The sequence below is a fragment of the Variovorax sp. P4_B10 genome (genome assembly GCF_056402375.1).
The window spans coordinates 42,383-64,272 of sequence record NZ_JBFUHN010000036.1 but is presented as its reverse complement, the minus strand read 5'-3'; the positions used below and the strand labels follow the sequence as shown (position 1 = coordinate 64,272).

At 65.7% G+C, this 21,890-nt stretch carries 28 protein-coding genes and 3 pseudogenes; 22 read left to right on the top strand and 9 right to left on the bottom strand.

The window, feature by feature from the left end:
• The 5 genes and pseudogenes from AC1DXX_RS18105 to AC1DXX_RS18085 form a co-directional block, all read left to right on the top strand.
• Positions 1–244 (top strand): annotated as a pseudogene (locus AC1DXX_RS18105) (protein kinase family protein); the annotation flags it as partial.
• Between the two features lie 22 nt (positions 245–266).
• Positions 267–1,235, top strand: coding sequence for a VWA domain-containing protein (locus AC1DXX_RS18100; RefSeq protein WP_478135582.1), 969 nt, complete (start codon positions 267–269; stop codon positions 1,233–1,235).
• 7 nt (positions 1,236–1,242) lie between these two features.
• Complete coding sequence (locus tag AC1DXX_RS18095) at positions 1,243–2,580, top strand: adenylosuccinate synthetase (RefSeq protein WP_478135581.1); 1,338 nt, start codon at positions 1,243–1,245, stop codon at positions 2,578–2,580.
• A gap of 11 nt (positions 2,581–2,591) precedes the next feature.
• Positions 2,592–3,017, top strand: coding sequence for a hypothetical protein (locus tag AC1DXX_RS18090; RefSeq protein WP_478135580.1), 426 nt, complete (start codon positions 2,592–2,594; stop codon positions 3,015–3,017).
• Positions 3,018–3,325: 308 nt separating this feature from the next.
• The gene (locus AC1DXX_RS18085; RefSeq protein ID WP_478135579.1) at positions 3,326–3,862 is read left to right on the top strand and encodes a hypothetical protein; all 537 of its coding nucleotides are present in this window, start codon (positions 3,326–3,328) and stop codon (positions 3,860–3,862) included.
• Positions 3,863–4,236: 374 nt separating this feature from the next.
• On the opposite strand, the gene AC1DXX_RS18080 is transcribed toward AC1DXX_RS18085, so the two are convergent.
• Positions 4,237–4,962 carry a glutathione S-transferase family protein gene (locus AC1DXX_RS18080; RefSeq protein WP_478135578.1) on the bottom strand — a complete coding sequence of 242 codons (726 nt, stop codon included), beginning with the start codon at positions 4,960–4,962 and terminating at the stop codon, positions 4,237–4,239.
• Between the two features lie 251 nt (positions 4,963–5,213).
• Here AC1DXX_RS18080 and AC1DXX_RS18075 point away from each other — a divergent pair, with 251 nt between their 5' ends.
• The 5 genes from AC1DXX_RS18075 (at position 5,214) to AC1DXX_RS18055 (ending at position 10,619) form a co-directional block, all read left to right on the top strand.
• Complete coding sequence (locus tag AC1DXX_RS18075) at positions 5,214–6,239, top strand: AraC family transcriptional regulator (protein ID WP_478135577.1); 1,026 nt, start codon at positions 5,214–5,216, stop codon at positions 6,237–6,239.
• Between the two features lie 146 nt (positions 6,240–6,385).
• The gene (locus AC1DXX_RS18070) at positions 6,386–7,780 is read left to right on the top strand and encodes an MFS transporter (RefSeq protein WP_478135576.1); all 1,395 of its coding nucleotides are present in this window, start codon (positions 6,386–6,388) and stop codon (positions 7,778–7,780) included.
• Positions 7,781–7,793: 13 nt separating this feature from the next.
• Positions 7,794–8,534 carry a nitroreductase gene (locus AC1DXX_RS18065; protein WP_478135575.1) on the top strand — a complete coding sequence of 247 codons (741 nt, stop codon included), beginning with the start codon at positions 7,794–7,796 and terminating at the stop codon, positions 8,532–8,534.
• A complete protein-coding gene (locus AC1DXX_RS18060; protein WP_478135574.1) occupies positions 8,531–10,183 on the top strand; it encodes an AMP-binding protein in 1,653 nt (550 codons plus the stop codon). The genes AC1DXX_RS18065 and AC1DXX_RS18060 overlap by 4 nt, the downstream gene beginning before the upstream one ends.
• Entirely contained in the window at positions 10,176–10,619 is a 444-nt protein-coding gene (locus tag AC1DXX_RS18055; protein WP_478135573.1) for a MaoC family dehydratase, read from the top strand. The genes AC1DXX_RS18060 and AC1DXX_RS18055 overlap by 8 nt, the downstream gene beginning before the upstream one ends.
• Before the next feature lie 232 nt (positions 10,620–10,851).
• On the opposite strand, the pseudogene AC1DXX_RS18050 reads toward AC1DXX_RS18055, so the two are convergent.
• Positions 10,852–11,186 (bottom strand): annotated as a pseudogene (locus tag AC1DXX_RS18050) (IS3-like element ISPsy28 family transposase); the annotation flags it as partial.
• Positions 11,187–11,261: 75 nt separating this feature from the next.
• Between AC1DXX_RS18050 and AC1DXX_RS18045 the strand changes: the two are divergent.
• The 7 genes from AC1DXX_RS18045 to AC1DXX_RS18015 all read left to right on the top strand — a co-directional run bounded on the left by AC1DXX_RS18045 (position 11,262) and on the right by AC1DXX_RS18015 (position 14,834).
• The gene (locus AC1DXX_RS18045) at positions 11,262–11,651 is read left to right on the top strand and encodes a DUF4345 domain-containing protein (protein ID WP_478135572.1); all 390 of its coding nucleotides are present in this window, start codon (positions 11,262–11,264) and stop codon (positions 11,649–11,651) included.
• 50 nt (positions 11,652–11,701) lie between these two features.
• Positions 11,702–12,292 (top strand): hypothetical protein, encoded by a 591-nt coding sequence (locus AC1DXX_RS18040; protein ID WP_478135571.1) that lies wholly within the window; start codon positions 11,702–11,704, stop codon positions 12,290–12,292.
• 120 nt (positions 12,293–12,412) lie between these two features.
• Complete coding sequence (locus AC1DXX_RS18035; protein ID WP_478135586.1) at positions 12,413–12,832, top strand: styrene oxide isomerase; 420 nt, start codon at positions 12,413–12,415, stop codon at positions 12,830–12,832.
• 90 nt (positions 12,833–12,922) lie between these two features.
• On the top strand, positions 12,923–13,315 hold the full coding sequence (locus AC1DXX_RS18030; protein ID WP_478135570.1) for a DUF2750 domain-containing protein: 393 nt from the start codon (positions 12,923–12,925) through the stop codon (positions 13,313–13,315).
• A 66-nt stretch (positions 13,316–13,381) separates the two neighbouring features.
• Positions 13,382–13,765 (top strand): hypothetical protein, encoded by a 384-nt coding sequence (locus AC1DXX_RS18025; RefSeq protein WP_478135569.1) that lies wholly within the window; start codon positions 13,382–13,384, stop codon positions 13,763–13,765.
• Positions 13,766–13,821: 56 nt separating this feature from the next.
• Positions 13,822–14,358, top strand: a complete 537-nt coding sequence (locus AC1DXX_RS18020) for a nucleotidyltransferase family protein (RefSeq protein WP_478135568.1) — start codon at positions 13,822–13,824, stop codon at positions 14,356–14,358.
• On the top strand, positions 14,355–14,834 hold the full coding sequence (locus tag AC1DXX_RS18015) for a VOC family protein (RefSeq protein WP_478135567.1): 480 nt from the start codon (positions 14,355–14,357) through the stop codon (positions 14,832–14,834). Before AC1DXX_RS18020 ends, AC1DXX_RS18015 begins: the two co-directional genes overlap by 4 nt.
• A gap of 150 nt (positions 14,835–14,984) precedes the next feature.
• Here the strand turns inward: AC1DXX_RS18015 and AC1DXX_RS18010 are convergent, their stop codons facing one another.
• On the bottom strand, positions 14,985–15,902 hold the full coding sequence (locus AC1DXX_RS18010) for a protein NO VEIN domain-containing protein (RefSeq protein ID WP_478135566.1): 918 nt from the start codon (positions 15,900–15,902) through the stop codon (positions 14,985–14,987).
• Positions 15,859–16,794 carry a class I SAM-dependent methyltransferase gene (locus tag AC1DXX_RS18005; RefSeq protein ID WP_478135565.1) on the bottom strand — a complete coding sequence of 312 codons (936 nt, stop codon included), beginning with the start codon at positions 16,792–16,794 and terminating at the stop codon, positions 15,859–15,861. The genes AC1DXX_RS18010 and AC1DXX_RS18005 overlap by 44 nt, the downstream gene beginning before the upstream one ends.
• A gap of 78 nt (positions 16,795–16,872) precedes the next feature.
• Between AC1DXX_RS18005 and AC1DXX_RS18000 the strand changes: the two genes are divergently transcribed.
• Together AC1DXX_RS18000 and AC1DXX_RS17995 are read left to right on the top strand one after the other, a co-directional pair.
• Complete coding sequence (locus AC1DXX_RS18000; RefSeq protein WP_478135564.1) at positions 16,873–17,349, top strand: helix-turn-helix domain-containing protein; 477 nt, start codon at positions 16,873–16,875, stop codon at positions 17,347–17,349.
• Positions 17,350–17,386: 37 nt separating this feature from the next.
• Positions 17,387–18,220 (top strand): alpha/beta hydrolase, encoded by an 834-nt coding sequence (locus AC1DXX_RS17995; protein ID WP_478135563.1) that lies wholly within the window; start codon positions 17,387–17,389, stop codon positions 18,218–18,220.
• 21 nt (positions 18,221–18,241) lie between these two features.
• Here AC1DXX_RS17995 and AC1DXX_RS17990 read toward each other — a convergent pair whose 3' ends face one another.
• The 3 genes and pseudogenes from AC1DXX_RS17990 to AC1DXX_RS17980 form a co-directional block, all read right to left on the bottom strand.
• Positions 18,242–18,580, bottom strand: coding sequence for a carboxymuconolactone decarboxylase family protein (locus AC1DXX_RS17990; protein WP_478135562.1), 339 nt, complete (start codon positions 18,578–18,580; stop codon positions 18,242–18,244).
• Positions 18,581–18,622: 42 nt separating this feature from the next.
• Positions 18,623–19,192, bottom strand: coding sequence for an RNA polymerase sigma factor (locus AC1DXX_RS17985; RefSeq protein WP_478135561.1), 570 nt, complete (start codon positions 19,190–19,192; stop codon positions 18,623–18,625).
• A gap of 31 nt (positions 19,193–19,223) precedes the next feature.
• Positions 19,224–19,403: pseudogene (locus AC1DXX_RS17980) on the bottom strand (YgaP family membrane protein); the annotation flags it as partial.
• A 215-nt stretch (positions 19,404–19,618) separates the two neighbouring features.
• Here AC1DXX_RS17980 and AC1DXX_RS17975 point away from each other — a divergent pair.
• Together AC1DXX_RS17975 and AC1DXX_RS17970 are read left to right on the top strand one after the other, a co-directional pair.
• A complete protein-coding gene (locus AC1DXX_RS17975; RefSeq protein ID WP_478135560.1) occupies positions 19,619–19,957 on the top strand; it encodes a hypothetical protein in 339 nt (112 codons plus the stop codon).
• Between the two features lie 59 nt (positions 19,958–20,016).
• Positions 20,017–20,406, top strand: coding sequence for a nuclear transport factor 2 family protein (locus AC1DXX_RS17970; RefSeq protein WP_478135559.1), 390 nt, complete (start codon positions 20,017–20,019; stop codon positions 20,404–20,406).
• A 4-nt stretch (positions 20,407–20,410) separates the two neighbouring features.
• On the opposite strand, the gene AC1DXX_RS17965 is transcribed toward AC1DXX_RS17970, so the two are convergent.
• On the bottom strand, positions 20,411–20,872 hold the full coding sequence (locus AC1DXX_RS17965; RefSeq protein ID WP_478135558.1) for an N-acetyltransferase family protein: 462 nt from the start codon (positions 20,870–20,872) through the stop codon (positions 20,411–20,413).
• A 61-nt stretch (positions 20,873–20,933) separates the two neighbouring features.
• Positions 20,934–21,383, bottom strand: a complete 450-nt coding sequence (locus AC1DXX_RS17960; protein ID WP_478135557.1) for a MarR family winged helix-turn-helix transcriptional regulator — start codon at positions 21,381–21,383, stop codon at positions 20,934–20,936.
• 92 nt (positions 21,384–21,475) lie between these two features.
• Between AC1DXX_RS17960 and AC1DXX_RS17955 the strand changes: the two genes are divergently transcribed.
• Positions 21,476–21,889, top strand: coding sequence for an SgcJ/EcaC family oxidoreductase (locus AC1DXX_RS17955; protein WP_478135556.1), 414 nt, complete (start codon positions 21,476–21,478; stop codon positions 21,887–21,889).
• Position 21,890 lies beyond the last annotated feature (1 nt).

The following is a 21,890-nucleotide window of genomic DNA, read 5'->3' as shown; positions in this document are numbered from 1 at the left end:
GGCGCAAGCCGCGTGGACCGTGCGCGCCCTGCTGCACGGCGGCGCGGCCGGCGGCGAGCCGGGGCTCGGTGCGCACACGCCCGCGCCGCTGGCTGCGCTGCTGCGCCAGTGCAGCGAAGACACCGCCTTCTGCCAACGCCTCGGCGCACAGGGCATCGAGCAGGCGCTGTCGACCGCGTCGCGCGAATCCTTCGGCGCCCCCCAGTTCGTCCACTTCGATCCCGCGCCGCGCAGCGGCGCCTGACAGACATTCCAAGGAGCACCCCATGGGTTACGGAAACTACTCGCATGCCGCCCACACGGCGCTGATTGCCGACCGCGCCGCCAAGCCCGGCGCCGAGGTGTTCACGCAACGCGCCACGCACGCGCTGATGAACCCGCACGGGCTCAAGGTGCGCGAGTCGCGCGACAACGCCGACCACCCCAACTCGCTGGGCATCGTGTTCGCGCTCGACGTCACCGGCTCGATGGGCGACATTCCGCAGACCCTCGCGCGCCGCGAGCTGCCCACCTTCATGAAGCTCCTGACCGACTGCGGCGTGGCCGATCCGCAGCTCATGTTCATGGCGATCGGCGACGCCACCTCCGACCACGCGCCGCTGCAGGTCGGCCAGTTCGAGTCGACCGCCAACCTCATGGACCAGTGGCTCACCTGGAGCTATCTCGAAGGCGGCGGCGGCGGCAGCGGCGAAGAGAGCTACGAGCTGGCCTTCTACGTCATGGCGCAGCACACCGACATGGACTGCTGGGTGAAGCGCAAGAAGCGCGGCTACCTGTTCGTGACCGGCGACGAGCTGCCGTACCCGGCCGTCTCGCGCCACCAGGTCGAAGGCCTGATCGGCGAGAAGCTCGACGAGGACATTCCCATCGAGGAAGTCATTGCCGCAGCGGCCGAGACCACCCACCTGTTCTTCCTGATTCCCGATGCCCAGCGCCGCCGCCGCTGCGAGCCGCGCTGGCGCGAGCTGCTCGGCGACCACGTCATCTGCATGGACTCGCCCGACGACGCCTGCGCCGTGGCCGCCGGCATCGTTGCGCTGACCGAGAAGGCCGTGCCCGACCTCGACGGCCTCGCCAGGGTGATGGGCGCGACCGGCATGGCCAAGGAGCGTGTCGGCGGCGTGCTGCATGCCCTCGACGCGTATGCCGCGCTGCTCGATCCCAACGCGCCGCGCCGCGCGCCGCCGGCCAGCACGGCACCGCGGTCTTCTTGGTGGAAGCGACTCTTCGGCTGATGGCCGTGTGACGACCGCATCCACGGCCACACGCTACGTTTCGCTGCTGGGCCTCGGCTTCGGGGACTGCGGCAAGGGTCTCTTCACCGACCACCTGTGCGGCGCATGGCAGGCCCACACGGTGGTGCGCTTCAACGGCGGCGCTCAGGCCGGCCACAACGTGGTGCTGGCCGATGGCCGCCACCACACCTTTTCGCAATTCGGCGCGGGCACGTTCCACCCGGGCGTGGCGACCGTGCTGGCGAGCCCGGTGGTGGTGCACCCGACGGCGCTGCGCGTCGAAGAAGAAGCGCTGCGCCGGGTGGGCGTGACCGACGCCTTTGCGCGCTTGCTGATCGATGCGCGCTGCCGCGTGACCACGCCATTCCACCAGGCTGCCGGCCGGCTGCGCGAATGGGCGAGGGGCGCAGCGGCGCATGGCAGCTGCGGCGTGGGCGTCGGCGAGACGGTGCGGCAGGCGCTGGCTGCGCCCGGCGATACCTTGCACTACGGTGACCTGCTGCATTCCGCACGCGCGCTTGCCAAGCTGGAGGCTTCGCGCAGGGCGCTGCGGCGCGAGTTCGCAGACGCCGTGCCATCCCATGCCGAAGCCGCACGAGAGCTGGCCTTGCTCGACGACGCCTCGCTCGCCCAGCGCTGGCTCGACGCTGCGACGCCATGTCTGCACCTGTCGCCGCCCGCAAGCGCCGACGCCGTCGGCCAACGCCTCGCGCGCCCCGGCACCGTACTCTTCGAAGGCGCGCAAGGCGTGCTGCTCGACGAGTGGCGCGGCTTTCATCCGCACACCACGTGGAGCACCATCTCCACGGCCGCTGTCGAAGCCGTGCTGCACGACGTGGGCATCGGCGCACCTGTGCGGCACCTTGGCGTGCTGCGCAGCTACCTCACGCGCCACGGCCCGGGTCCGCTGCCCACGCACGACCGTGCACTTGCCGCGCGGCTGGCCGAGCCGCACAACGCCGACGAAGGCTGGCAGGGCGTGTTCCGCCGCGGCCACCCGGACGCGGTGCTGCTGCGCTATGCGCTCGCCGCGGCCGGGCCGCTCGACGGGCTGGTGGCGAGCCACCTCGATGCCGTCGAGGGCGCAGGCCTGCGCTGGTGCACGGGCTACCGCACCGCCGACGGTGCCAGCCTGTCGTCACTGTCGTTCAGCGATGCGCCAGACCTCGACCATCAGCGTGCATTGACCCGATTGCTGCAAGGCGCGCAGCCCCTCTATGAGCCGCATCCCGTTTGCACCGCGCAAGCCTGGGTGCAACGCGCCGAAGCCCTCAGCGGCCTGCCCGTGCGCTTCGGCGCCTTCGGCCCGACGCGCGACACCGTGCGTGCGCGCGATCGTTTCTGAAAGCCCTTGTCGTGCCCTGCAACATTCCCCTGATCCTTGGCGCCGCCCTCAGCGCCGTCGCCGCGCTGCTGCACATCTGCATCATCTTCGGTGGACCCGCGTGGTACCGCTTCTTCGGTGCCGGCGAGCGCATGGCTGCGGGCGCGGCGGCCGGCCACTGGTATCCGCCGATCGTCACGCTGCTGATCGCCGGCATGCTGGCGATCTGGGCGGCTTATGCGCTGTCCGGTGCCGGCGTGCTTCAGCCGCTGCCGTTGCTGGCGTTCGTGCTGCCCGCGATCACCGCCGTCTACCTGCTGCGCGGGCTCGTCGCGGTGGCGCTGTTCGTGTTCGACCGGCGCCGCCTCAGTGCCTTCTGGGTGTGGAGCTCGGTCGTGTGCCTTGTCTACGGTCTTGTTCACCTGCTGGGACTGGTTCAGGTCTGGGAGACACTCTGAGTGCGGGCTCCATTCAAACTTTTTTTGCCGCCGCTCGTCTGCGGGACGGGGAAATGATCGTCCTGCGGCGAGAGCGGTCTTGAGCTTCGTTTTGCGATGGGCCGGCTTTGGCCAGAGCCGGGCGTTCGTACCCACGGCGGAATTCCGTCAAGATCAGAGATTTGTCCCCCTCCGTGGTTTCGGCGGATGCAGATGCGCGGTGGTTAGAACCGAGTTGCTACAGTTGGCAGAGAACGCCTGAAACGGCAGTCATCCGCCAATCCAGTTCTTCCGAGCGCTGGAGACGACAAATAAGCAATCCGAACTCCATGAAATCCATCCTCGCCTGTGTCGCTCTAGCAACCGTCGCCTTGGTGGCCGGTTGCGCGGCGCAACGTCCGCCCGCCCCAGACGTTCGCAAGGACGCGCGGCAGCCGATTCGCAATCGCGAGGCCAGCGCCGTCTTACCGATGTTCGTGGGGCACTACGAGATCACAGACAGCCGCAGAAACCGTCGCCATGTAACCGCTGCGGACTTATCGATCGATGATGGCGTGGTCACGCTGAGACTGTCCACCAAGGACGGCCTGCTGGTCACGACACTGCAGGCCAACGAATGCTCGGGAGACCTTGCCAACAAGCACACGCAGCATATGTACTTGGCTTGCTTCGGACCTGAACTTTACGGCGTTAACCGGCACTTCTTTACTTTTTCAAAGGTGCCCGCCGGATATGTTCACAAGTCGGGTGGCCTGATTCCCTTGTACGACCCAATGCCAGTGACTGACGGCTATCTCATCGACTTCCAGCCGGGCGATGCCAGGGCGACCGCATATCCATTGGCGGCGCGGCGCGCTGCGCTGTAGGGCTACTGGTGCGCGGCGCCAGAGCCGTATCAAGCGGCGCTTGCCGCCGAAGGCAGTTATCCATGCTTGTTCTTGATAATTTGCGGCGGAACATATCCTCGTGGATCGGCGGCCACCGCGAATCGCTTCGGGCGTAGTCCAACTGCAGTTGTCGGCCAGGCAGGAGCCCCCGACGCCGGTGTTTGCAGCCGAAGCGGCGCTCGACGTACGCGCTTTGCGGGGCACGTCACAACACTTTCTTTGGCGGTAGCGCACAGGCTATACCGACTGCCCCGCCTTAGGGTCAGCAAGATCACGAGCCCTTTACTTGAAGCCGAACTTCCACACTCGCTGGCGCCGAGCCAGGACACGATGCGCTCGTTCGGTGTGCTCGTTCAGAGACCGAACCTTCGTGCGTCTTGTTCAGGCGGCTGTGCGGGTGGGGACGTTGCCAGCGGCAGCGTATCGGGCGCGGCGACGAGCGACACACCCTGCTGCTGAGCCGCCCTCTGCTGGGCTTCAAGCGCTGCCGCATAGGCGGGGCGCTGCTTCAGCCTGTCCCAATATGCGCGCACGGAAGGAGTGAATTCGTTGGCGAGCCCGAGGTGCTGCGCCAGCAGGAGCGCGTAGCCGATGGAAATGTCAGCCGCCGTGAAACGCCCGGCACACAAATACTCGCGATCCGTCAGGAGTGGCTCCAGCGTGCGCAGCCGAGCCAGGAACCACTTGGCATAGTCATTCGCCACCTGCGGTTGCCGGCGGGTTTCGGGTTCGAAGCGTGCGTAGCGCAGGACCAGCGTTTGGGGAAAAGTGAGCGTAGCTTCGCCGAAGTGCAGGTAGTTCAGGTAAGCACCGAAGTCGTTTTCACCTGCTTCCACGTTCAGGGTGGTGGGCGCGCTCAGGGCACAGAGATATTGGCAAATGGCCGCCGACTCGGTCATCCGGGTCTCGCCGTCGATCAACAGGGGAACCGTGCCGAGGGGGTTCACGTCAAGATAGGAACGCTGCAACACGCGTGGCGGGAATGGCAGCATCTTCAGTTCATAGGGAAGCCTAAGTTCCTCCAGCGTCCAGAGTGGCCGAAAGGAACGGGCGCTGACGCAGTGGTACAGGGTCAACATGGTCTTCGTGGTTGGTCAGGCCCCTGCGCCAGCTCGGGTGCGCGGCACGCGAATGCGTTCCTGGAAGGCCGGTGCATTCTAGGTTTGCGCCCAGTTGCGAATTGTCCAGAGGCGACCAATTCCCCGCTTTCGCGCCTAGGGGAAACCCGGTCACTTGCGCTGCGCAGGTGCCGATGTGCGAGCCGCCTTGCGCGGCGTAAAACACGCTTATAAAGGGCTCGCCCCCATCAACGATTCTTGAGCGAGTTCGTATGAAGTCTGCAGGCTTGAAGGGAACCGTGTCCATTGAACTGGTGCACGAGGCGATCCACGCCGCGGCGCTGAGGAACATGGACATCAGCAGCGTCCTCGAAAGCGCAAAAATCGATCGCGAGCTATTGAGCGCGCCGCGTGCGCGCATCTCGGCGGCTGCGTACTCGCGCATGTGGGTGGCGCTGGCCGACCTGATGGACGATGAGTTCTTCGGCCTGGACAGCCACGGGCTTCGCCGGGGCAGCTATGCGCTCATGACGCGCGCGGCGGTCAACGCCGACAACCTGGCGCATGCCCTTCGCCGGATCCTGAGGTTCCTCCACGCGACATTGGACGACTTCCGCGGGGAGCTGGTCTGCGCCGGCGATGAGGCGCGCGTGATCCTGCATGACGGCGGCGTGCAGCGCCGGCTGTTCGGCTACGGCACCTGGTTCATCCTGGTCCACGGATTGGCTTGCTGGCTCGTGCACAGGCGCATTCCCCTGCGCGAGATGCAGTTCCGATGCCCGCCTCCCGGCGATGACAGCCACTACCGCACGCGGTTCTGCGAGAACGTGAAATTCAACGGCGAGACCACGCACATCACCTTCGCAAGCGATCTGCTGGAACTGAAGATTGCAGAGTCGCCGGAAACGGTCGACAACTTTCTGAGGGCAGCGCCGGCCAACTTGCTGGTCAAGTACCGCAATGACGCGAGCACCAGTGCGCAGGTTCGCAACAGATTGCGCAGCCAGGTGCCCGATGCGTGGCCGGAACTGGAAAAACTCGCACAGGAACTCTGCATCTCCGGCACCACGCTTCAGCGCCGCTTGCAGCAAGAGGGTGTGAGCTACCAGCGGGTAAAAGACGACCTGCGGCGGGACATCGCCATCGACCTCTTGTCGAGCGCCTCGCTGACGGTGGCCGAAGTCGCGGCCCGGACCGGCTTCCAAGAAACGAGCGCTTTCCATCGCGCATTCAAGAAATGGACAGGCGTCAGCCCGGGGGCCTATCGCTCGTCCGCGCCCGCGCCCGCGCCGGAATAAGCCGAACCTCCGGCGCTCGCCGGGGACGTCGGCATGTCCGAACGCCCCATTCAAATCGAGACGCGCGGGCATGGAAGTGGCCCGCTTGCAGAACTAACCTCCTTTCGCAATCGCATCTCGCGATAGATAAAACGACAGGAGACAACATGCAGCAGGTCGACAAGCAGGTCGATATCCACGCACTTGCGGGGCAATCGCGTTTCAACGGTTTTCACCGGCTTGTGCTCTTGTGGTGCGTGCTGATTCTGGTCATCGACGGATATGACCTGGCGGTCGTGGGGGCCGCGCTGCCGTCGATCATGAAGGACATGGGGGTCGGCGCCACCAGCGCAGGTGTCATGGCCGGGTCGGCGTTGTTCGGGACCATGCTGGGCGCGATCTTCCTGGGCACGTTGGCGGACCGCATCGGCCGCCCGCGCATGATTGCGGTGTGCGTGGCGCTCTTCAGTGTCTTCACCGCGCTGACCGGGCTGGCCACCGAACCCATCGGCTTCAGCGTCGCCCGCTTCATCGCGGGCCTCGGCATCGGCGGGGTGTTGCCCATCGTGACCGCGCAGATGGGAGAGTTCGCCCCGGCGAAGCTGCGCACGCGCCTGGTGACGATGGTTTTCGCGGGCTACTCCGTGGGCGGCATTCTGGTCGCGCTCACCGCCAAGCAGCTCATCGAGAGCCACGGATGGCAATGGGTGTTCTATGTGGCCGGGTTGCCCGTGCTGCTGATTCCGCTCATCCTGAAAACGATGCCTGAATCGCTGTCCTTCCTTCTCAGGAAGGGTGACCAGCGGCAGCTCGGGGAGATCGCGGCCCGGCTCGCGCCGAACCAGCCGAACGCAGCCGGCACCGTTTATGTCGGAGCGTCCACCGACCGCTCGAACGACGCGCCGGTGCGAACCCTGTTCGCTGCCGGACGCGCGTTCAGCACCGTGATGATCTGGGTGGCCTTCATGACGGGGCTGTTCATGGTCTACGCGCTGAACTCCTGGCTGACCAAGCTCATGGCCATGGCGGGATACAGCCTGGGCTCGGCCTTGAACTTCGTGATCGTCTTCAACGTCGGCGCGATCGCGGGCGCGATCGGCGGCGGACTGCTGAGCGACAAGTTCAACATCAAGCATGTGCTGATCGCGTTCTATGCGGTCGGCGCGGCTTCCCTGGCCGCGCTCGCGTACACGAAATCGACCGAGCTGCTGTCCCTTGCCGTGTTCGTGGTGGGCGCGTCCACGCTGGGAACGCAACTGCTGGCCTACGCCTACGCCGGCGATTTCTATCCACCGGCCGTGCGTTCGACGGGCGTCGGCTTCGCCTCGGGTGTCGGCCGCGTCGGTGCCATCGCCGCGCCGATCCTGATCGGCTGGCTCGTGTCCCTGAGTCTGCCCATCGAGCAGAACTTCATGGCGATCGCGCTGGCCGGCGTCATCGGCGCGGCGGCGGTGTCGTTCGTGAATCAATCGCGCGCGGCTTCCACCCAGGCCAAGGCCGCGCGTGCGGCCACCGGCGAAGCGGGCCGTGTGGACGGGGCGATTCGCCCGGCTTCGAAATAGCAAGGAAACCGGAATGAATCGAATGATGGCGCCACCGCTGGAGGCACACGCGCTGCGGGGAGTGGTCGACTGGGCCATTGCCACCCGACGCAGCGTCAGGGCGTTCTTGCCCCGGCCGGTGCCCCGGGAAGAGGTCGAGGCGATCCTCTCGACGGCGCGCTACAGCGCCTCCGGCATGAACATGCAGCCCTGGCATGTGCATGTGCTGACCGGGCCTGCAAAGGCCCGCCTGTCGGCTGCGATTGCCGCGCTCGACGACGATCCCGGCCGGTCGGGCGAGCTGCTCGAGCCCTACGACTACTACCCGCGCGAGTGGTTTTCGCCGTACCTGGAGCGGCGCCGCAAGGTCGGCTGGGACCTCTACGGATTGCTCGGCATCGCCAAGGGCGACAAGCAGCGCATGCACCTGCAGCACGGGCGTAACTACCGCTTCTTCGATGCGCCCGTGGGCCTGTTCTTCACGGTGGACCGCGAACTCCAGGAAGGCAGCCTGCTGGACTACGGCATGTTCCTCCAGAGCGTGATGGTGGCCGCGCGCGGCCGCAATCTCCACACCTGCCCTCAGGCGGCCTTCCTGAAATTCCATCGCCAGATCGTGGACCTGCTGGACATTCCCGCCGGCCAGATGCTGGTCTGCGGCATGAGCCTGGGCTACGCCGACCCGTCGTCGGTCGAGAACTCGCTCCTCACCGAGCGCGAGCCGGTGTCCGCCTTCACGACATTCCACGACACCTCCAAGGAGACCAAAGCATGAGCGCGCCATCCTATGCACAGGGCCTCGAACGCTGCGCGGCAAATCATGTGCCGCTCACGCCGCTGGGCTTTCTCGACCGCGCCGCCCTGGCGCATCCGAACCGCGTGGCGGTGGTGCACGGCGACCTGACGCGAACCTGGGCGCAGACGCGCGAGCGCTGCCATCGCCTGGCGTCGGCGCTGGCGATGCGAGGCATCGAGCCGGGTGACACGGTGTCGGTGCTCGCGCCCAACACGCCGGCCATGCTGGAGGCCCACTTCGGCATTCCGCTGGCCGGCGCGGTGCTCAACGCAATCAACCATCGCCTCGATGCCGAAGGCATCGCGTTCATCCTGCGCCACGGCGAGTGCAAATTGCTGCTGGTCGACCGCGAATTCGCCGCCACGGTGGCCGCTGCCTTGAAGCTGCTCGACCGTGCGCCTGCGGTCATCGACATCAACGATCACCTGGCACCACCGGGCGAGCGCATCGGCGAGACCGACTACGAATCGCTGCTGGTGAGTGGAGACGCGGACTTCCCCGGCCGCTGGCCCAGCGACGAGTGGCAACCCATTGCCCTGAACTACACCTCCGGCACGACCGGAGACCCCAAGGGCGTGGTCGCCAGCCACCGCGGCACCTACCTCATGAGCCTGCTGCAGATCACGAACTGGGCGATGCCCCGGGCGCCGAAGTATCTGTGGACCCTGCCCATGTTCCACGCGAACGGATGGTGCTTCACCTGGGCCGTGACCGCGGCCGCGGGCACCCATGTCTGCCTGCGCCGGGTGTCCGCCGAGGCGGTGCTGGAGGCCATCGGCCGCCACCAGATCGATCACCTCTGCGCGGCGCCCGTCGTGATGGCCATGCTCGCGGACGCGGCGAAAGACACCCGGCTGCCGCGTTCCGTGCGCGTGCTGACCGCCGGCTCGCCGCCGCCGCTCGCCGTGTTGAACGCGGTGCTGGCGATGGGCTTCGACGTGGAGCACGTCTTCGGCATCACGGAGGTTTCCGGCACGCCGGTGAGTTGCGTGTGGCAGGACGGCTGGGACGATCTGCCGCCCGCCGAGCAGGGCCCGCTGCGGGTGCGCCAGGGCGTGCGCGCCGCCATGTTCGAAGGCCTCATGGTCGGCGACGCCGACACCCTCGAACCCGTCGTGCCCGACGGCAAATCCGCGGGGGAGCTCATGCTGCGCGGCAACACCGTGATGATGGGCTACTTCAAGAACGAGGCCGCAACGCGCAAGGCGCTCGCCAACGGCTGGTTCCGCACCGGCGACGTCGCGGTCCTGCATGCGAACGGGTATGCGCAGATCACCGATCGGTCGAAGGACGTGATCATCTCGGGCGGCGAGAACATCTCCTCGGTCGAGGTCGAGGATGTCGTCCATGGACACCCGGCGGTGCTGCATGCCGCTGTGGTGGCCCAGCCCGACAGCAAGTGGGGCGAGGTGCCGTGCGTGTTCATCGAACTCAAGGCCGGTGTCGCTGCGCCCACCGAGCAAGAGATCATTTCGTTCTGCCGCGAGCGCCTGGCTCACTTCAAGTGTCCGCGCCGGGTGATCTTCACTCCCTTGCCGAAAACGGCCACGGGAAAAATCCAGAAGTTCCGCCTCCGCCAGCAGGCCGGAAGCCAGGAAGCCATCACCGTGCTGGCGAGCCATGGTTGAGTTCGAACCCGCAGCCCGTGCGCCGGTCGGACCCGGCTACCGTTTCTCGCGAACCTATACCTTCGACGAAGAACGAGTCAAGGCATTCGCCCTGGCCGCGGGAGACGAGAACCCGCTGCACCACGATGCGGAATTCGCAAGAGGCACGCGTTTCGGTGGATTGATAGCGAGCGGTACTCACACCACTTCGCTGTTGATGGGGCTGACCGCCACTCACTTCGCCAAGAAGGGAGACGTGCTGGGAATCAACTTCTCGGTGGACCTGTTGCGTCCCGTGCTGGCGAGCGAGACGGTTCTCATCGAGTGGACCGTTTCATCGATCGCGGCCCGTCCGAGGGGCGGCTGCATTGTCGAGATGCAGGGTCGGGTGAATGGGGCGGACGATCGGACCTGCGTTCTCGCGCACGGCACAGTCCTTTTCACGCCCGACGCATGACGGTCGGCAGCCGCTAGAGAGGGCGCCGTTTCTTTATCAGCCGGAGACAACCTCATGTCATTTGCAAGAAGCCTATCGGACATTCCATTCCGTCGTATTGCGGCGGGCATCGGCATCACGCTGAGTCTGACCGCGTGCGGGCGGCGGAGGCAGCCCTGGCTCGGCGGACTATAGACCGCACTGCTTACGTCGGCTCCGACACCGCGCGCAAGGGCGTGGCTTATTGACCATCGTCGCTCAGATGACGGCGCTGCGCGCTGCTGGCCTTGCGCACGAAGTGCTCGTGATATCCCGTCAAACTGATTCGAAGCACCCGGCATTGCACAGAGATCGGCCACACGCGTCGGTGGCGTTGGACGAAGGCGTACTTCACCGCTGCGCTTTCGCGAAGTACGCCGTGGCTTTTTCCAGGATGTCGCGCTCCATCTTCACGCGCGCCAGCTCGGCGCGCAGCCGGCTGATCTCCATCTGCTCGGCGCTCACCGCCTTGCTCTCAGCGCCGGCGAGCTTGCCTTGGCGCTGCGCCTCGACCCCGTTGAACAAGGTCTGCTCGACCACGCCCAATGTGCCCCGCCCCCGTCTGTATGCCGCTGGCCGCACGGGCACAATCGCAGCGTCGCAACAGTCCGATCGAGGTACACCGTGCTCGCAACCCAGCGCATCGTGCAAGTCAGTCTGTTTCTTGTTGCTGCAGTCGCATTGTTCGGCGGCACAGTTCAACTGGTCATGGGGCAGCCCGAGACAACGCCCAGATTGGACAACCTGCACCGTTTCATGGGCGGCATCTATCTGTCGATGGGGGTCATCAGCCTTTGGACGGCGCTCACCATCCGAAAACAGGGAACCCTTGTCTATCTGATTGCCTTTGCCATCTTCATGGCCGCCGTCGGACGGCTTGTTTCCATGAGCAAAGTCGGGTTGCCCGAGCCTGCAAGTGTCTGGCTTGCTTACCTCATCTCCGAGTTGGTGTTCCCCGTCATCATTGCTTCCGCTCACTGGGCTGCACAGCGGCGCACGTCTGGGAAAGGCTAGCGTGGCCGCGCTCGGCGGCACCCGACATTCGCGGTCGTGCTCCAATCGCAATGGACGAACGAGCCATATCCAAGATGCAGCTGATTGATCGATACCTTCCCGTCTTCCAGTTCCAGGAGCGTCATGCAGTTGTCGCAGCGAATTCGCCTGAGCAATTGCTGGATGCGGCGCTGCGTCCCGGCGCGACCGAAGACCCGTGGGCGAAGAGCTTCATTCGGCTTCGCGAGCTGCCTGATCGCCTGCTTGGCTCGCTTGGCGCCAGAAGCGGCTTGAGCCATCGCCCGGCTTTCGGCATCGACGACTTCATGCCCTTGGGACGCGACGCCGACCGCGAACTTGCGTTCGGCCTGGTCGGGCGTTTCTGGCAACGCGACTATGGCCTTGTCCAACTGTCGCAACCGCAGACGCAGTTCATCAGCTATGCCGAGTCGAGCCTGGCCAAGTTGGTGCTCAACTTCAGCACGGATGTGTTGCCGGATGGCCGTACGAGGCTGACGACCGAAACCCGGGTGCACTGCCTCGACGGTAGCGCGCTGCGCCGCTTCACGCCGTACTGGTGGCTGATCCGTCCAGTCAGCGGTTTGATTCGACGTCGCCTGTTGACCCGAATCCGCGACGTGGCAATTTCTGCCCACAGCTGATCGTGGCGTAAACCGCTGCAAGTGGCGCATCGTCACAAGGGCCTGGACCAGGCGGCGCCACAATCCCACGACCTCGCATTTGCGAGGGCTACACCCTTCCTTCTAAGTCTCTTGGAACTCATGCACTCCGCCGCACGCCACCTCGTCCTCCACGCATCGATCGTTCTTCTCTTTGGCCTGCTGCTCGGCGCCCCGTACGCGAAGGCAATCAAGCGAGGCGCGCCGCCGAATATCGTGAACTCCTGGCGCGTTGCTCACCTGAGCTTGCCAATCGGCGCGACTTTGATGTTGGCTGTCGCCGCCTTGCTGCCCTCCATGACTGTCCCGGCCGTGCTGGCCTGGATCATCACCATCGCACTCATCGTGTCGGCCTATGGCTTTGGCATCTCGACGCCGCTGGCCGCTCTGACTGGCGAGCGGGGCCTATCCCCTGGGGGCGCGGGCCTGGGGAGGCTCGTCTACCTTGGAAATTGGGTCGGTGCCGCAGCCTCTGCCATCGGTGCCGCTGCGTTGGTCGTCGCCGCGTTTCTGTCACTCTAGGCCCGAGTCGGCGGCGGATTCAACCAGTCATTCGCGACGACGAGCCAAAGTCGATGACCAACCCAAACTCCCCACATCCGGCAGCACCCGATGAAGCCGCTTCATGAAAGAGAGATTGCTGCGGTACTCGAGACCGACGGTCCCACCCGGTACGCGCACTTCGTTGGACAGGTCGCCGATTGGGAAGCCGTGTGGGGCCTTCGAGGTCCCGATGGCTGGGTCTCGATTTCCGATGAGACCGAGGCGCCCATGTTTCCGGTATGGCCCCACGAGCCCTATGCGCGCATGCTGGCCGTGGGCTTGTGGGCGAATGCAATCCCGACGCCGATCGAGGTTCATGAGTGGATCGAGAAGTGGCTGCCCGGCCTTGCGCAAGATCGTATGAAGGTCGCTGTTTTTCCCACGCCCGAAGGCAAGAGCGTTGTCGTTGATCCGCTTCGATTGCGAAGCGATATCGAGGCGGAGCTTGCGCGCATCGAATGACGAACCGTCGGCTATCGGTCAATACCAGAAACTCGACAGCCCGGCAGGGCTGGACAAGGATGCGATATGAATTTTGAAGAGAGCTTCCGCGCCTGGTTGGGCGAGTCCGTCTCGGAGCCGATTCCGGCATCCGTGAGGGCGTTTGCGTTCAACCTCTTCGAGTATCCAGAAACGCCGGCGGTGAAGTTCGGCGTCGAACTCATCGGTGCCGGCTCATTCGACCTGGCGGATGCAGACTGGGCCTGCGACGAAGTTTGGGAGCCTTCTTGCCGACGGCTCGAGATACCTGCGAGCTTTTCGGGCCAGGCTTGGGAAGACTGCCTCGACCGCGTCAAAGGCCTTGTTCTTCGCTGCCTTGAATCCCAGCTCCATGGCCCGCTGCTCAAGCGAGGGGAGGCGGTGGGATTGGGGTTTGTCGATGGAGACCTGAGTGTGGTCTGGCACAGGTAGCCACTCGCGGGTCAAGAGCCGACGGTCGCCCAAAGCTTCTGCCTTCGCCATCGCGTATGAACTTCGACCCTTCGCCTGAGCTCGAGACAAGGCTGGTTGCCATGGTGCGCTCGTCGAGCAGCTTGATGGCTGCGTTGAGGGAGGTCCGCTCGCTGGGATTGAACTCTTGGTGCATCGGCGCCGGTGCCGTGCGTTCGCTGGTCTGGGACGCGCTCCATGGCCATGAACAGCCTTCGGCGATGGAAGACGTCGATGTCGTCTACTTCGACGACGCGGCTGCTGATGCAGAGCAGGATGCGGACCTTGAACGACGTCTCCGCAAGGCCATGCCGGCGTTGCGTTGGGAGGTCACGAATCGGGCTCGACGACCTTTTCGCAATGCGCGTTCGACACAACCCGCTCAGAGCGAGCGCCGCGACCTATCGGCAGCGCGTGCAATCGAAGCGGTTCGGCGAGCGATGGCCTTTGCTTTCGATTCACGCGGACTGACGGCACTGCCTGGATCGCGAGGGCAGTTGGAATCATGGGCATTCCGGGTGCATCATGCCGAAGCCGCAAGGCTTATCCCTCCCAATTCAGGAGAACCCAGATGATCAGCAAGAACACGATTTGTCTCTGGTACGACGGCACCGCGTTGGACGCCGCGAAGTTCTACGCCGAGACGTTCCCCGACAGCGCGGTGGGAGCCGTCCATCGCGCGCCTGGCGACTATCCCTCGGGCAAGCAGGGCGATGTCCTGACGGTCGAGTTCACGGTGATGGGCATCCCTTGTCTCGGCCTGAACGGGGGCCCGGCGTTCACGCACAACGAGGCTTTCTCGTTCCAGGTTGCGACCGACAACCAAGCCGAAACGGACCGCTTGTGGAACGCGATTGTCGAAAACGGCGGCCAGGAAAGCGAATGCGGCTGGTGCAAGGACAAGTGGGGACTGTCATGGCAGATCACGCCACGCGCCCTGACGGCCGCGGTCACCGATCCTGATCCGGCGGTGGCCAAGCGCGCGTTCGAGGCCATGATGGAGATGAAAAAGATCGACATCGCTGCGATCGAAGCGGCCCGGCGCGGCTGACGCTCCCGGTGCCGGCCCGGCCTTCGCCGCCGCGACCGGGCGTTCGCTTGTGTTGGCCGGAATTCGTACTCGCCATGACAGCAGGGTTCGCAGCCAAACGGCTTGACCCCAAGGAGGAAGAGGGCCCCCTCCTGCCCAGCGAGAGGCTCGCTACCCCAGCGTCTCGAAGCCAGGCGCCTGTTCCATCTCGGAAGGCTTGTAGATCTTGTGCTGCGCCACGGGACCGAGGGCGTCCGCGACCACCAGGAGGCGCCAGAGCGGCTCGCGCGTCGAGCCCGCCCGTTCTTCGCTCGTGAGCTGGAAGCTGGGCAGCCCTGCGGAGGTGCCCTTCACCGCGACCTTGAGCAGCGCCGCGCCCTTGGCGTTCGACACCTCGATGTCGTAGCCGAGGTTCTGGCCGGTCACATCCTCGGCGTTGTAGCCGTAGCCCTTGAAGTGACGCATCACGTAGCCCATCGCGGCGGCCTGGACCTCTTCTCGCGAGGCGCCCGCCACAACCGCGGCGGCCGGCTCGCTCACATCCGGAACACCGCCTCGCGCCCGGGCTGCCTGCATGTCTGCTTCGTCGGGAACCCAGCCGCGTGGGCCGCGGACCAGGACCGCGAGCTTCTGTTCGGGCTCCCAGGTTGCGACGTGCCATTCGTTTTCGTCGCGCACCCGCGTGGACACCTTCGCGCCCTTGTTGCTCTCCAGTTCGGCGATGAGGACCCGGTTGGTCTGCAGAACGGCCCGAAAGCCCTGGCCTGCGTCGACCGTCCGCTTGAGCAATGCAAGGCGGTCCTTGGCACGCTGAACCTGGTGGGGGCTGCGCGCGCCGCCGCCTGCGCGGTGCTGCGTATCCAGCGACTCGAGGCAGAACCAGCGTCCGCCGGCACCGACGCTCACGTACTCGGCCCAGATGGTGGCAATGACGTTGTCGCCTGTCGCGAGCCAGGCGTGCTCGAATGGCTTGTCCCGCGCGTCGAACACACCCATCTTGGCGACGATTTCGACCGGCGTGAGGCGTGGTCCTGACAGCCGCATCTCATCGATGACGGCGAGTACGCGGGGGTCGACTTCCTTGTCCATTCTGGGGGCTTCTGGCGAGAGTTTGGGGGGAAGGAGTATGCCGTATCGGCGCCCGGGCGCCGATCAGCCAGCAGGCCGCGGTGAAGCGGACCTCGGGGCCGTGCACATACGGATCGAAGGCGGCGCGGACAGTGTCGATGACCTGCATGCGCGTGCGCGCGTCCGCCTCCTGGAGAATCAGGCCGACAGGGCCGAGCCGGCCGAGGTAGCCGAGCAGTTCCTTCTCGGGCAGCGTGCAGTCCACGTCGATCGGCTGGATGTCGATGTCGGCCCAGCCGCTCTCCTCCAGGATGGCGCAGACCCGATGCCGGTCTGCGAAGGCAAACTGTCCCGGCGCGCCCGGCTGGCGGGCGGGCATGTCCGGCAGCAGCGGCGCCGCGGCGCGCTCGGCCGTCGTCATGAACGGGTTTTCCGCGGCGCCGCGCCAGGCGATGACGCGGAGCGCGGCGCCGTCTCTTGCGGCGCGCCGCAGGTTCGCGAAGGCCAGGACCGGGTTGTCGAAGAACATGACGCCGAAGCGCGAAACGATGAAGTCGAAGCTCGCGGGCTCGAAGGCGTGGGCCTGCACGTCGGCGCGGACGAAGCTGGCCGGCACGCCTTCTTCCCGTTTGGCGCGTGCCCGGGCGGCGGCGATCATCGGATCCGAAATGTCGACGCCGACGCAGTGGCCCTCCGCGCCGCACCGCCGCGCAACGGCGAGCGTCGTGCTGCCCGTACCGCAGCCGACGTCGAGCACCCGGTGCCCGGAGCCGGCGCGGACCGCCTCGGCGAGCTGCTCCTCGAACGGCTTGAACATCTGGTCGAGCACCTCCTGTGCGTCGACCCACGCGCGTCCGGCGCGGCCGTTCCAGAGCGCTGCCTGCTCGTTGCCGGCCTGGGGCGTGACATCCATGATGGTTTTCCTTTCCTTGCATGCCCTCGAGAGGCGGGAGCTAGACTGTGCGACTTCAAGTCGACTTGAGGTCAAGAGGTGATTCATCTGGACATCGCCGAGGTGGCGCAGCGATCCGGCATTCCTGCCTCGACGCTGCGGTTCTATGACGAAAAAGGGCTGATCGCCTCGACCGGGCGGCGAGGGCTGCGCCGCCTGTTCGCCCCCGGCGTGCTGGAGCGGCTGGCGCTGATCGCGGTGGGGCGCGCCGCCGGCTTCTCGCTCGACGAGATCGGGCTCATGTTTTCGCCGGAGGGGCAACCGCGCATCGACCGGCAGATGCTCGCGGCCAGGGCGGACGAACTCGACAGGACCATTCGCAAGCTGAGCGCCATGCGCGACGGCCTGCGGCACGCCGCCGTCTGCCCGGCCCCGAGCCATATGGAATGCCCCACCTTCCTTCGCATCCTGCAGGCCGCCGGGTCTGGCGCCATCGGCGCGCGAAGCAAGAAGGCTCCGCAGCCGCCGGCAAACCCGCTCCGGAAGCGCCCGCTTTCTGGAACGAAGCGAAACTAGGGGCTGTACAGCCTGACCCTTCTCTCCGGAGCCCACCTTGTCATCCAAAGTCTCCCGCATCGCACTCTCGGCGTCGGCCGCTGCCATCGGCGGCCTCGCGGCGTACTGGACCCTCCTGGCAACACGCCAGGGACACATCCTGTTCAATGCCCGAAAGCATCCCGTCGTTCATTTGTCCGAGGACTTTTCCACGTACTCGCACACGGTGCCCGGCGGGATGGTCCGCGGGTATGTCTATCACCCCCAGGGCGAGGACGCGGTGCAGGACCTGTTCATCTATTTCGCAGGCCGAAGCGAAGACGTCCGTGCCACTGCGCAGACGCTGCACTGGCTTCCGGAAGGCTTCGGATTCGCCGCCATCAACTACCGGGGCGTGGCCGACTCGCAGGGGCACCCCTCCGAGATCGCCTCGGTGGAGGATGCGAGCCAGCTCGCCAAGCACTTGCGCCGGGCCTTCCCGCACGCGCGCCTGCACGTCGTCGGTCGAAGCCTGGGGACGGGCGTGGCCATTCAGCTCGTGGCGCGGCAGGACTTCGCGAGCCTGCAGCTGGTCACGCCCTACGACTCGATGCTGGAGGTCGCAAAGAGGCGCTTTCCGCTCGTTCCGCTTTCCCTGTTGCTGCGGCACCAGTTCAACTCCCTGGAGCACTGCAGCGAGGTCGCCGCGAAAACCCAGGTCCTGCTGGCCGAGCGCGACGATGTCGTGCTGCCGGAGCGCTCACAGAGGCTCATCGCCGCCTGGCCCACGCCCGTCAGCGTGCAGACCGTGCCCGGCTCCGACCACTACAACATCATGGGCCTCGAAGCGACCTGGCTTCATCTCATCGACTTCGCGTTGACGGCCGTCCTTCCCGAGACGAAGGCCGCGTGAGCTGACGCATGCGCCCTTGGGTCAGGCCGACGGTGTTTCGTCGAACAGACGCAGCGCCAGCAGGCCGTGGCCAACGGTGGCCCCTGCGCGCACGGCGGCCGCAATGAGCGCTATCTCGGCCAACTCTTCCCGGGTGGTACCGAGTTTCCTGGCGGCGCTTGCATGGACGTCGAGGCAGTAGGCACATTGCGTCGTCAGCGCGACAGCCAGCGCGATCCATTCCCGGACCTTCGGAGGAATCTCGCCATCGCTGCGCTTGGCCGCGTGATCGAAGCCGAGGAAGGCCTTGGCCTCGACGGGCGCCAGCGCAATCATCTGCCGCGCGTAGGCCATGTCGGCCGGGGATTGATAGTGGGTCATGTCGGTTGGGGATTGATGGTGGGTCATGGCTCGCGTCCGCGCTCAGCGCTCCGGGTGGCCCGGCTCGGGCAAGCCGTCCTTGAGCCAATAGCCGCTGGACAGCAGTTGCGTGCGAACCAGCCCCCGCGCCCGGTGCAGACGGCTCTTGACCGCTTCGACGCTGATGCCGAGCTGAAGAGCGACTTCGGGTGCCGTCAGCTCGTGGACGTCGCGCAGGATGAGCACCTCGCGGTAGGGCGGCGACAGGCTTTCGACGGCGCGCGAGAGGTCCATCCGCAAGTCGACGGGCGTGGCCTGGGCTTCGGGCAAAGCGGTTTCAGGCACGTCATCGAGTGCCTCGGTGCCGGCCCGGCCCCGAAACAGGCGGTAGCACTCCCGCTCGACGATGCGGAACAGCCAGGTGGCGAAGGTTGCCGCCGTGCGCAACGCACCGATGTGGCGATAGAGCCGCCAGAGCGCTTCCTGCACGGCGTCTTCCGCATCTTCGCTGGTCGAGCAGGTGCGGCGTGCGAAGCGCCGGACGTCCGGCTGGCAGACCTGCATGAGTTCGAGAACGGCTCCGGGCCTGCCGCTGCGCGCAGCCTCGACGAGTTGAAGGCGGGCGTCTTGCATGGGGCCACCCGCCGATCGACCGGCGTCCGATCATTGCGCACGCCGGGCAGAAGCCGACGAGGGCCGTCAACGCCAAGGTCGCGGCGATCAGCCATCCGGCCCAGGCGGCCGCACCCACGAGAAAAGCCGAGGCCGCTCCGGCCAGGAACATCGCGAGAACGACGCGTGCGGCGCGCTCCCAGTGGGGCAGGTTGCGTTTCAGATAAAACATCGTGAGTCCTTTCGGCTGGTTGTTACTCCTCTCCAAGAGGCGCAAGAAAAGCAAAAGGATTCAGGATTCCGGAAAATTTCCGGATCGGCCTTCTCCGGCGCGAGGTCGAAAGAATACCCTTCGATCCCGCCGTTGCCGGAACATGACCGTCGCTGTCCGGCTCGATTCCTCCCGTCCTACACGTGCGGCGCCCTCCTGCCCGCAGCATGGAGGGCATGAGCAAACTGATCCTTGTGTGCATGAGCGCGGCCGCGTGGTGCGCAACCGCCATCGCCGAACCCGTGAAGGTGCCCGTCGAGAGCGGCGAGAAGGGCACCGTCTACCTGGCGCCCAACGTCAACTCCACCGAAAACTCGGCCTACACCAAGGGGGCGACCTTCGGCGTGGAGCGGCCCGATGGCAGCGGTACCTACATCGGCACCGACACCACCATGCCGCGGCCCACGTACTCGCTGGGCGCCAGCACGGGTGGCAACCTGTCGCTCACGGGCGGCGTTTCTTCGGATGGGAAGAACAACAACGGCGTGAAGGCCGGGGTCAAGATCAGGTACTGACCGATCATCGGCCCGGGTGCCGCTAGACTCTCCCGCACCACCGCTTGAGGAGAATCATGATGTCGATCGACACCCTCGCTACCTGGCATCGGCTGGTCAAGGAACGAGACGTGAACGGGCTCAACACCCTGCTGGACGAAGACGCCGTCTTCTACTCGCCGGTGGTGCACAAGCCTCAGCTCGGAAGAAGCATCACGGCCAGGTACCTGGGCGCGGCGTTCCAGGTCTTCTTCAACGAGACCTTCCACTATGTTCGGGAGCTCAAGGGCGAGCGCGATGCGGTTCTCGAATTCGAACTCGAGCTGGACGGCATCACCGTCAACGGCGTCGACATGATCAAGTGGAACGAGTCGGGAAAGATCACCGAGTTCAAGGTGATGCTCAGGCCCCTGAAGGCCGTGAACCTGATCCATCAAAAAATGGCCGCGGCGCTTCAGGCCGCGACGTAGCAGTTCACACCAGCGTGCCGTACACGATGAAGCCGTCGTGCGTCGCCACCTTGTCGTAGAGCGTGCGTCCGGCCGTGTTGGTCGCATGCGTCTGCCAGTACACGCGGTGGCCGCCCGCGCGCTGCACGTGCGCGTACACGCCCTCGATCAGCTGTCTTCCGACGCCCTGGCCCCGCTGCGACGAGTGCGTGAACAGGTCCTGCAAATAGCAGGTCGGCTCGATGCGCGTCGTGCTGCGGTGGAACAGGTAGTGGGTCAGCCCCACGAGCTTGCCGTCGCGCTCCGCGACGAGTGCATGCACGGGTTCGTAGGCGTCGAAGAAGCGCTGCCACGTGACCCGCGTGATCTCATCGGTCAGCGCCGTGGGGCCCTCGCGTCCGTAGAAGGCGTTGTAGCCGTCCCAGAGCGGCTTCCAGCCTGCGTAGTCGTCGGGCGTCGGTGGGCGGATGAGGAGAGAAGAACTCATGGCGTCTGCTGATAGGGCGTTGGTGGGACGGCCGATTTCAACATGATCGGCGCTTGCGGCTTCATCTGTCCTTGCCCAGTTGCGCCAGCGCATCCGCATACGCTGCCGTCGCACCCTCCAGGTACAGCTGCAGCCCGGACAGCTGCTCGGGGCTCATCTGCTCGACGACCTTGGCGATCGGCGCCCTGACGTGCGCGAGCAGGCCTTCCAGGTTTTTCGGCAGCAAGTCCGTGTGTTCCACCACCACGCGCCGCCTGTCCGAGGGGTCGACGGTTCTGCGCGCGTAGCCGGCGTCGACCAGTCGATCGATGGCGCGTGTGGCGGCGCCGGTGGTCAGCCCCAGGCGCTGGCCCAGCTCGCCGCTGGTCAGCGCGCCTTCCATCTCCAGGATGTTGCAGGCCTGGTAGTCGGTGACCGTCAGGCCCAGGTCTTCGGCGGCGGCCAGGTGGAACAGGACGATCTCGGCGAGATAGCGGCGGTACGAGTTGCTCAGCTGTTTGGGTGGGGTCATCTCGGATCTTGCTGAGTCTGTCGCGTTACCTGAAATTACCTGCACGTATGCAGCTAATGCTAGCATGCAGCCATATCGCACGGAGCAAATGCATGAGCACAGATTCGGAATCCTCCATCGAGCAGACGCTGTACGCGATGAAAGCCGCCTGGGATGTGGGCGATGCCAAGGCCTACGCCGCGCAGTTCACCGAGAGCGCGAGCTACGTCATCTATATCGGCCTGTGCTACATCGGCCGTGCGGCCATCGAACGCGCGCACGAAGAGGTCTTCGCGCGATGGCAGAAGGGCAGCCGCATGGCGATCGAGGTGCTGGAGGTGCAGCGGCTCGGCGACGACGCGGCCGTCGTGCTGACCGAGGGCGGCGTCGGCAAGGGCAATGCGGTGTCCCGCAACAAGGTGCAGACCTTCACCATGGTCCGGCGCGAAGGCCGATGGCTGTGCGCCGCCTTTCAGAACACGGGAAAGAACCGCCTCCTGATGGCCCTCACGAAGTACTTCTCGTGAC

Coding starts and splice junctions, on each gene's coding strand:
- AC1DXX_RS18100 (WP_478135582.1), top strand. CDS start 267: ATGGGTTACGGAAACTACTCGCATGCCGCCCACACGGCGCTGATTGCC.
- AC1DXX_RS18085 (WP_478135579.1), top strand. CDS start 3,326: ATGAAATCCATCCTCGCCTGTGTCGCTCTAGCAACCGTCGCCTTGGTG.
- AC1DXX_RS18080 (WP_478135578.1), bottom strand. CDS start 4,962: ATGTTGACCCTGTACCACTGCGTCAGCGCCCGTTCCTTTCGGCCACTC.
- AC1DXX_RS18075 (WP_478135577.1), top strand. CDS start 5,214: ATGAAGTCTGCAGGCTTGAAGGGAACCGTGTCCATTGAACTGGTGCAC.
- AC1DXX_RS18070 (WP_478135576.1), top strand. CDS start 6,386: ATGCAGCAGGTCGACAAGCAGGTCGATATCCACGCACTTGCGGGGCAA.
- AC1DXX_RS18065 (WP_478135575.1), top strand. CDS start 7,794: ATGAATCGAATGATGGCGCCACCGCTGGAGGCACACGCGCTGCGGGGA.
- AC1DXX_RS18060 (WP_478135574.1), top strand. CDS start 8,531: ATGAGCGCGCCATCCTATGCACAGGGCCTCGAACGCTGCGCGGCAAAT.
- AC1DXX_RS18055 (WP_478135573.1), top strand. CDS start 10,176: ATGGTTGAGTTCGAACCCGCAGCCCGTGCGCCGGTCGGACCCGGCTAC.
- AC1DXX_RS18040 (WP_478135571.1), top strand. CDS start 11,702: ATGGACGAACGAGCCATATCCAAGATGCAGCTGATTGATCGATACCTT.
- AC1DXX_RS18035 (WP_478135586.1), top strand. CDS start 12,413: ATGCACTCCGCCGCACGCCACCTCGTCCTCCACGCATCGATCGTTCTT.
- AC1DXX_RS18030 (WP_478135570.1), top strand. CDS start 12,923: ATGAAGCCGCTTCATGAAAGAGAGATTGCTGCGGTACTCGAGACCGAC.
- AC1DXX_RS18025 (WP_478135569.1), top strand. CDS start 13,382: ATGAATTTTGAAGAGAGCTTCCGCGCCTGGTTGGGCGAGTCCGTCTCG.
- AC1DXX_RS18020 (WP_478135568.1), top strand. CDS start 13,822: ATGAACTTCGACCCTTCGCCTGAGCTCGAGACAAGGCTGGTTGCCATG.
- AC1DXX_RS18015 (WP_478135567.1), top strand. CDS start 14,355: ATGATCAGCAAGAACACGATTTGTCTCTGGTACGACGGCACCGCGTTG.
- AC1DXX_RS18010 (WP_478135566.1), bottom strand. CDS start 15,902: ATGGACAAGGAAGTCGACCCCCGCGTACTCGCCGTCATCGATGAGATG.
- AC1DXX_RS18005 (WP_478135565.1), bottom strand. CDS start 16,794: ATGGATGTCACGCCCCAGGCCGGCAACGAGCAGGCAGCGCTCTGGAAC.
- AC1DXX_RS17990 (WP_478135562.1), bottom strand. CDS start 18,580: ATGACCCACTATCAATCCCCGGCCGACATGGCCTACGCGCGGCAGATG.
- AC1DXX_RS17985 (WP_478135561.1), bottom strand. CDS start 19,192: ATGCAAGACGCCCGCCTTCAACTCGTCGAGGCTGCGCGCAGCGGCAGG.
- AC1DXX_RS17975 (WP_478135560.1), top strand. CDS start 19,619: ATGAGCAAACTGATCCTTGTGTGCATGAGCGCGGCCGCGTGGTGCGCA.
- AC1DXX_RS17970 (WP_478135559.1), top strand. CDS start 20,017: ATGTCGATCGACACCCTCGCTACCTGGCATCGGCTGGTCAAGGAACGA.
- AC1DXX_RS17965 (WP_478135558.1), bottom strand. CDS start 20,872: ATGAGTTCTTCTCTCCTCATCCGCCCACCGACGCCCGACGACTACGCA.
- AC1DXX_RS17960 (WP_478135557.1), bottom strand. CDS start 21,383: ATGACCCCACCCAAACAGCTGAGCAACTCGTACCGCCGCTATCTCGCC.
- AC1DXX_RS17955 (WP_478135556.1), top strand. CDS start 21,476: ATGAGCACAGATTCGGAATCCTCCATCGAGCAGACGCTGTACGCGATG.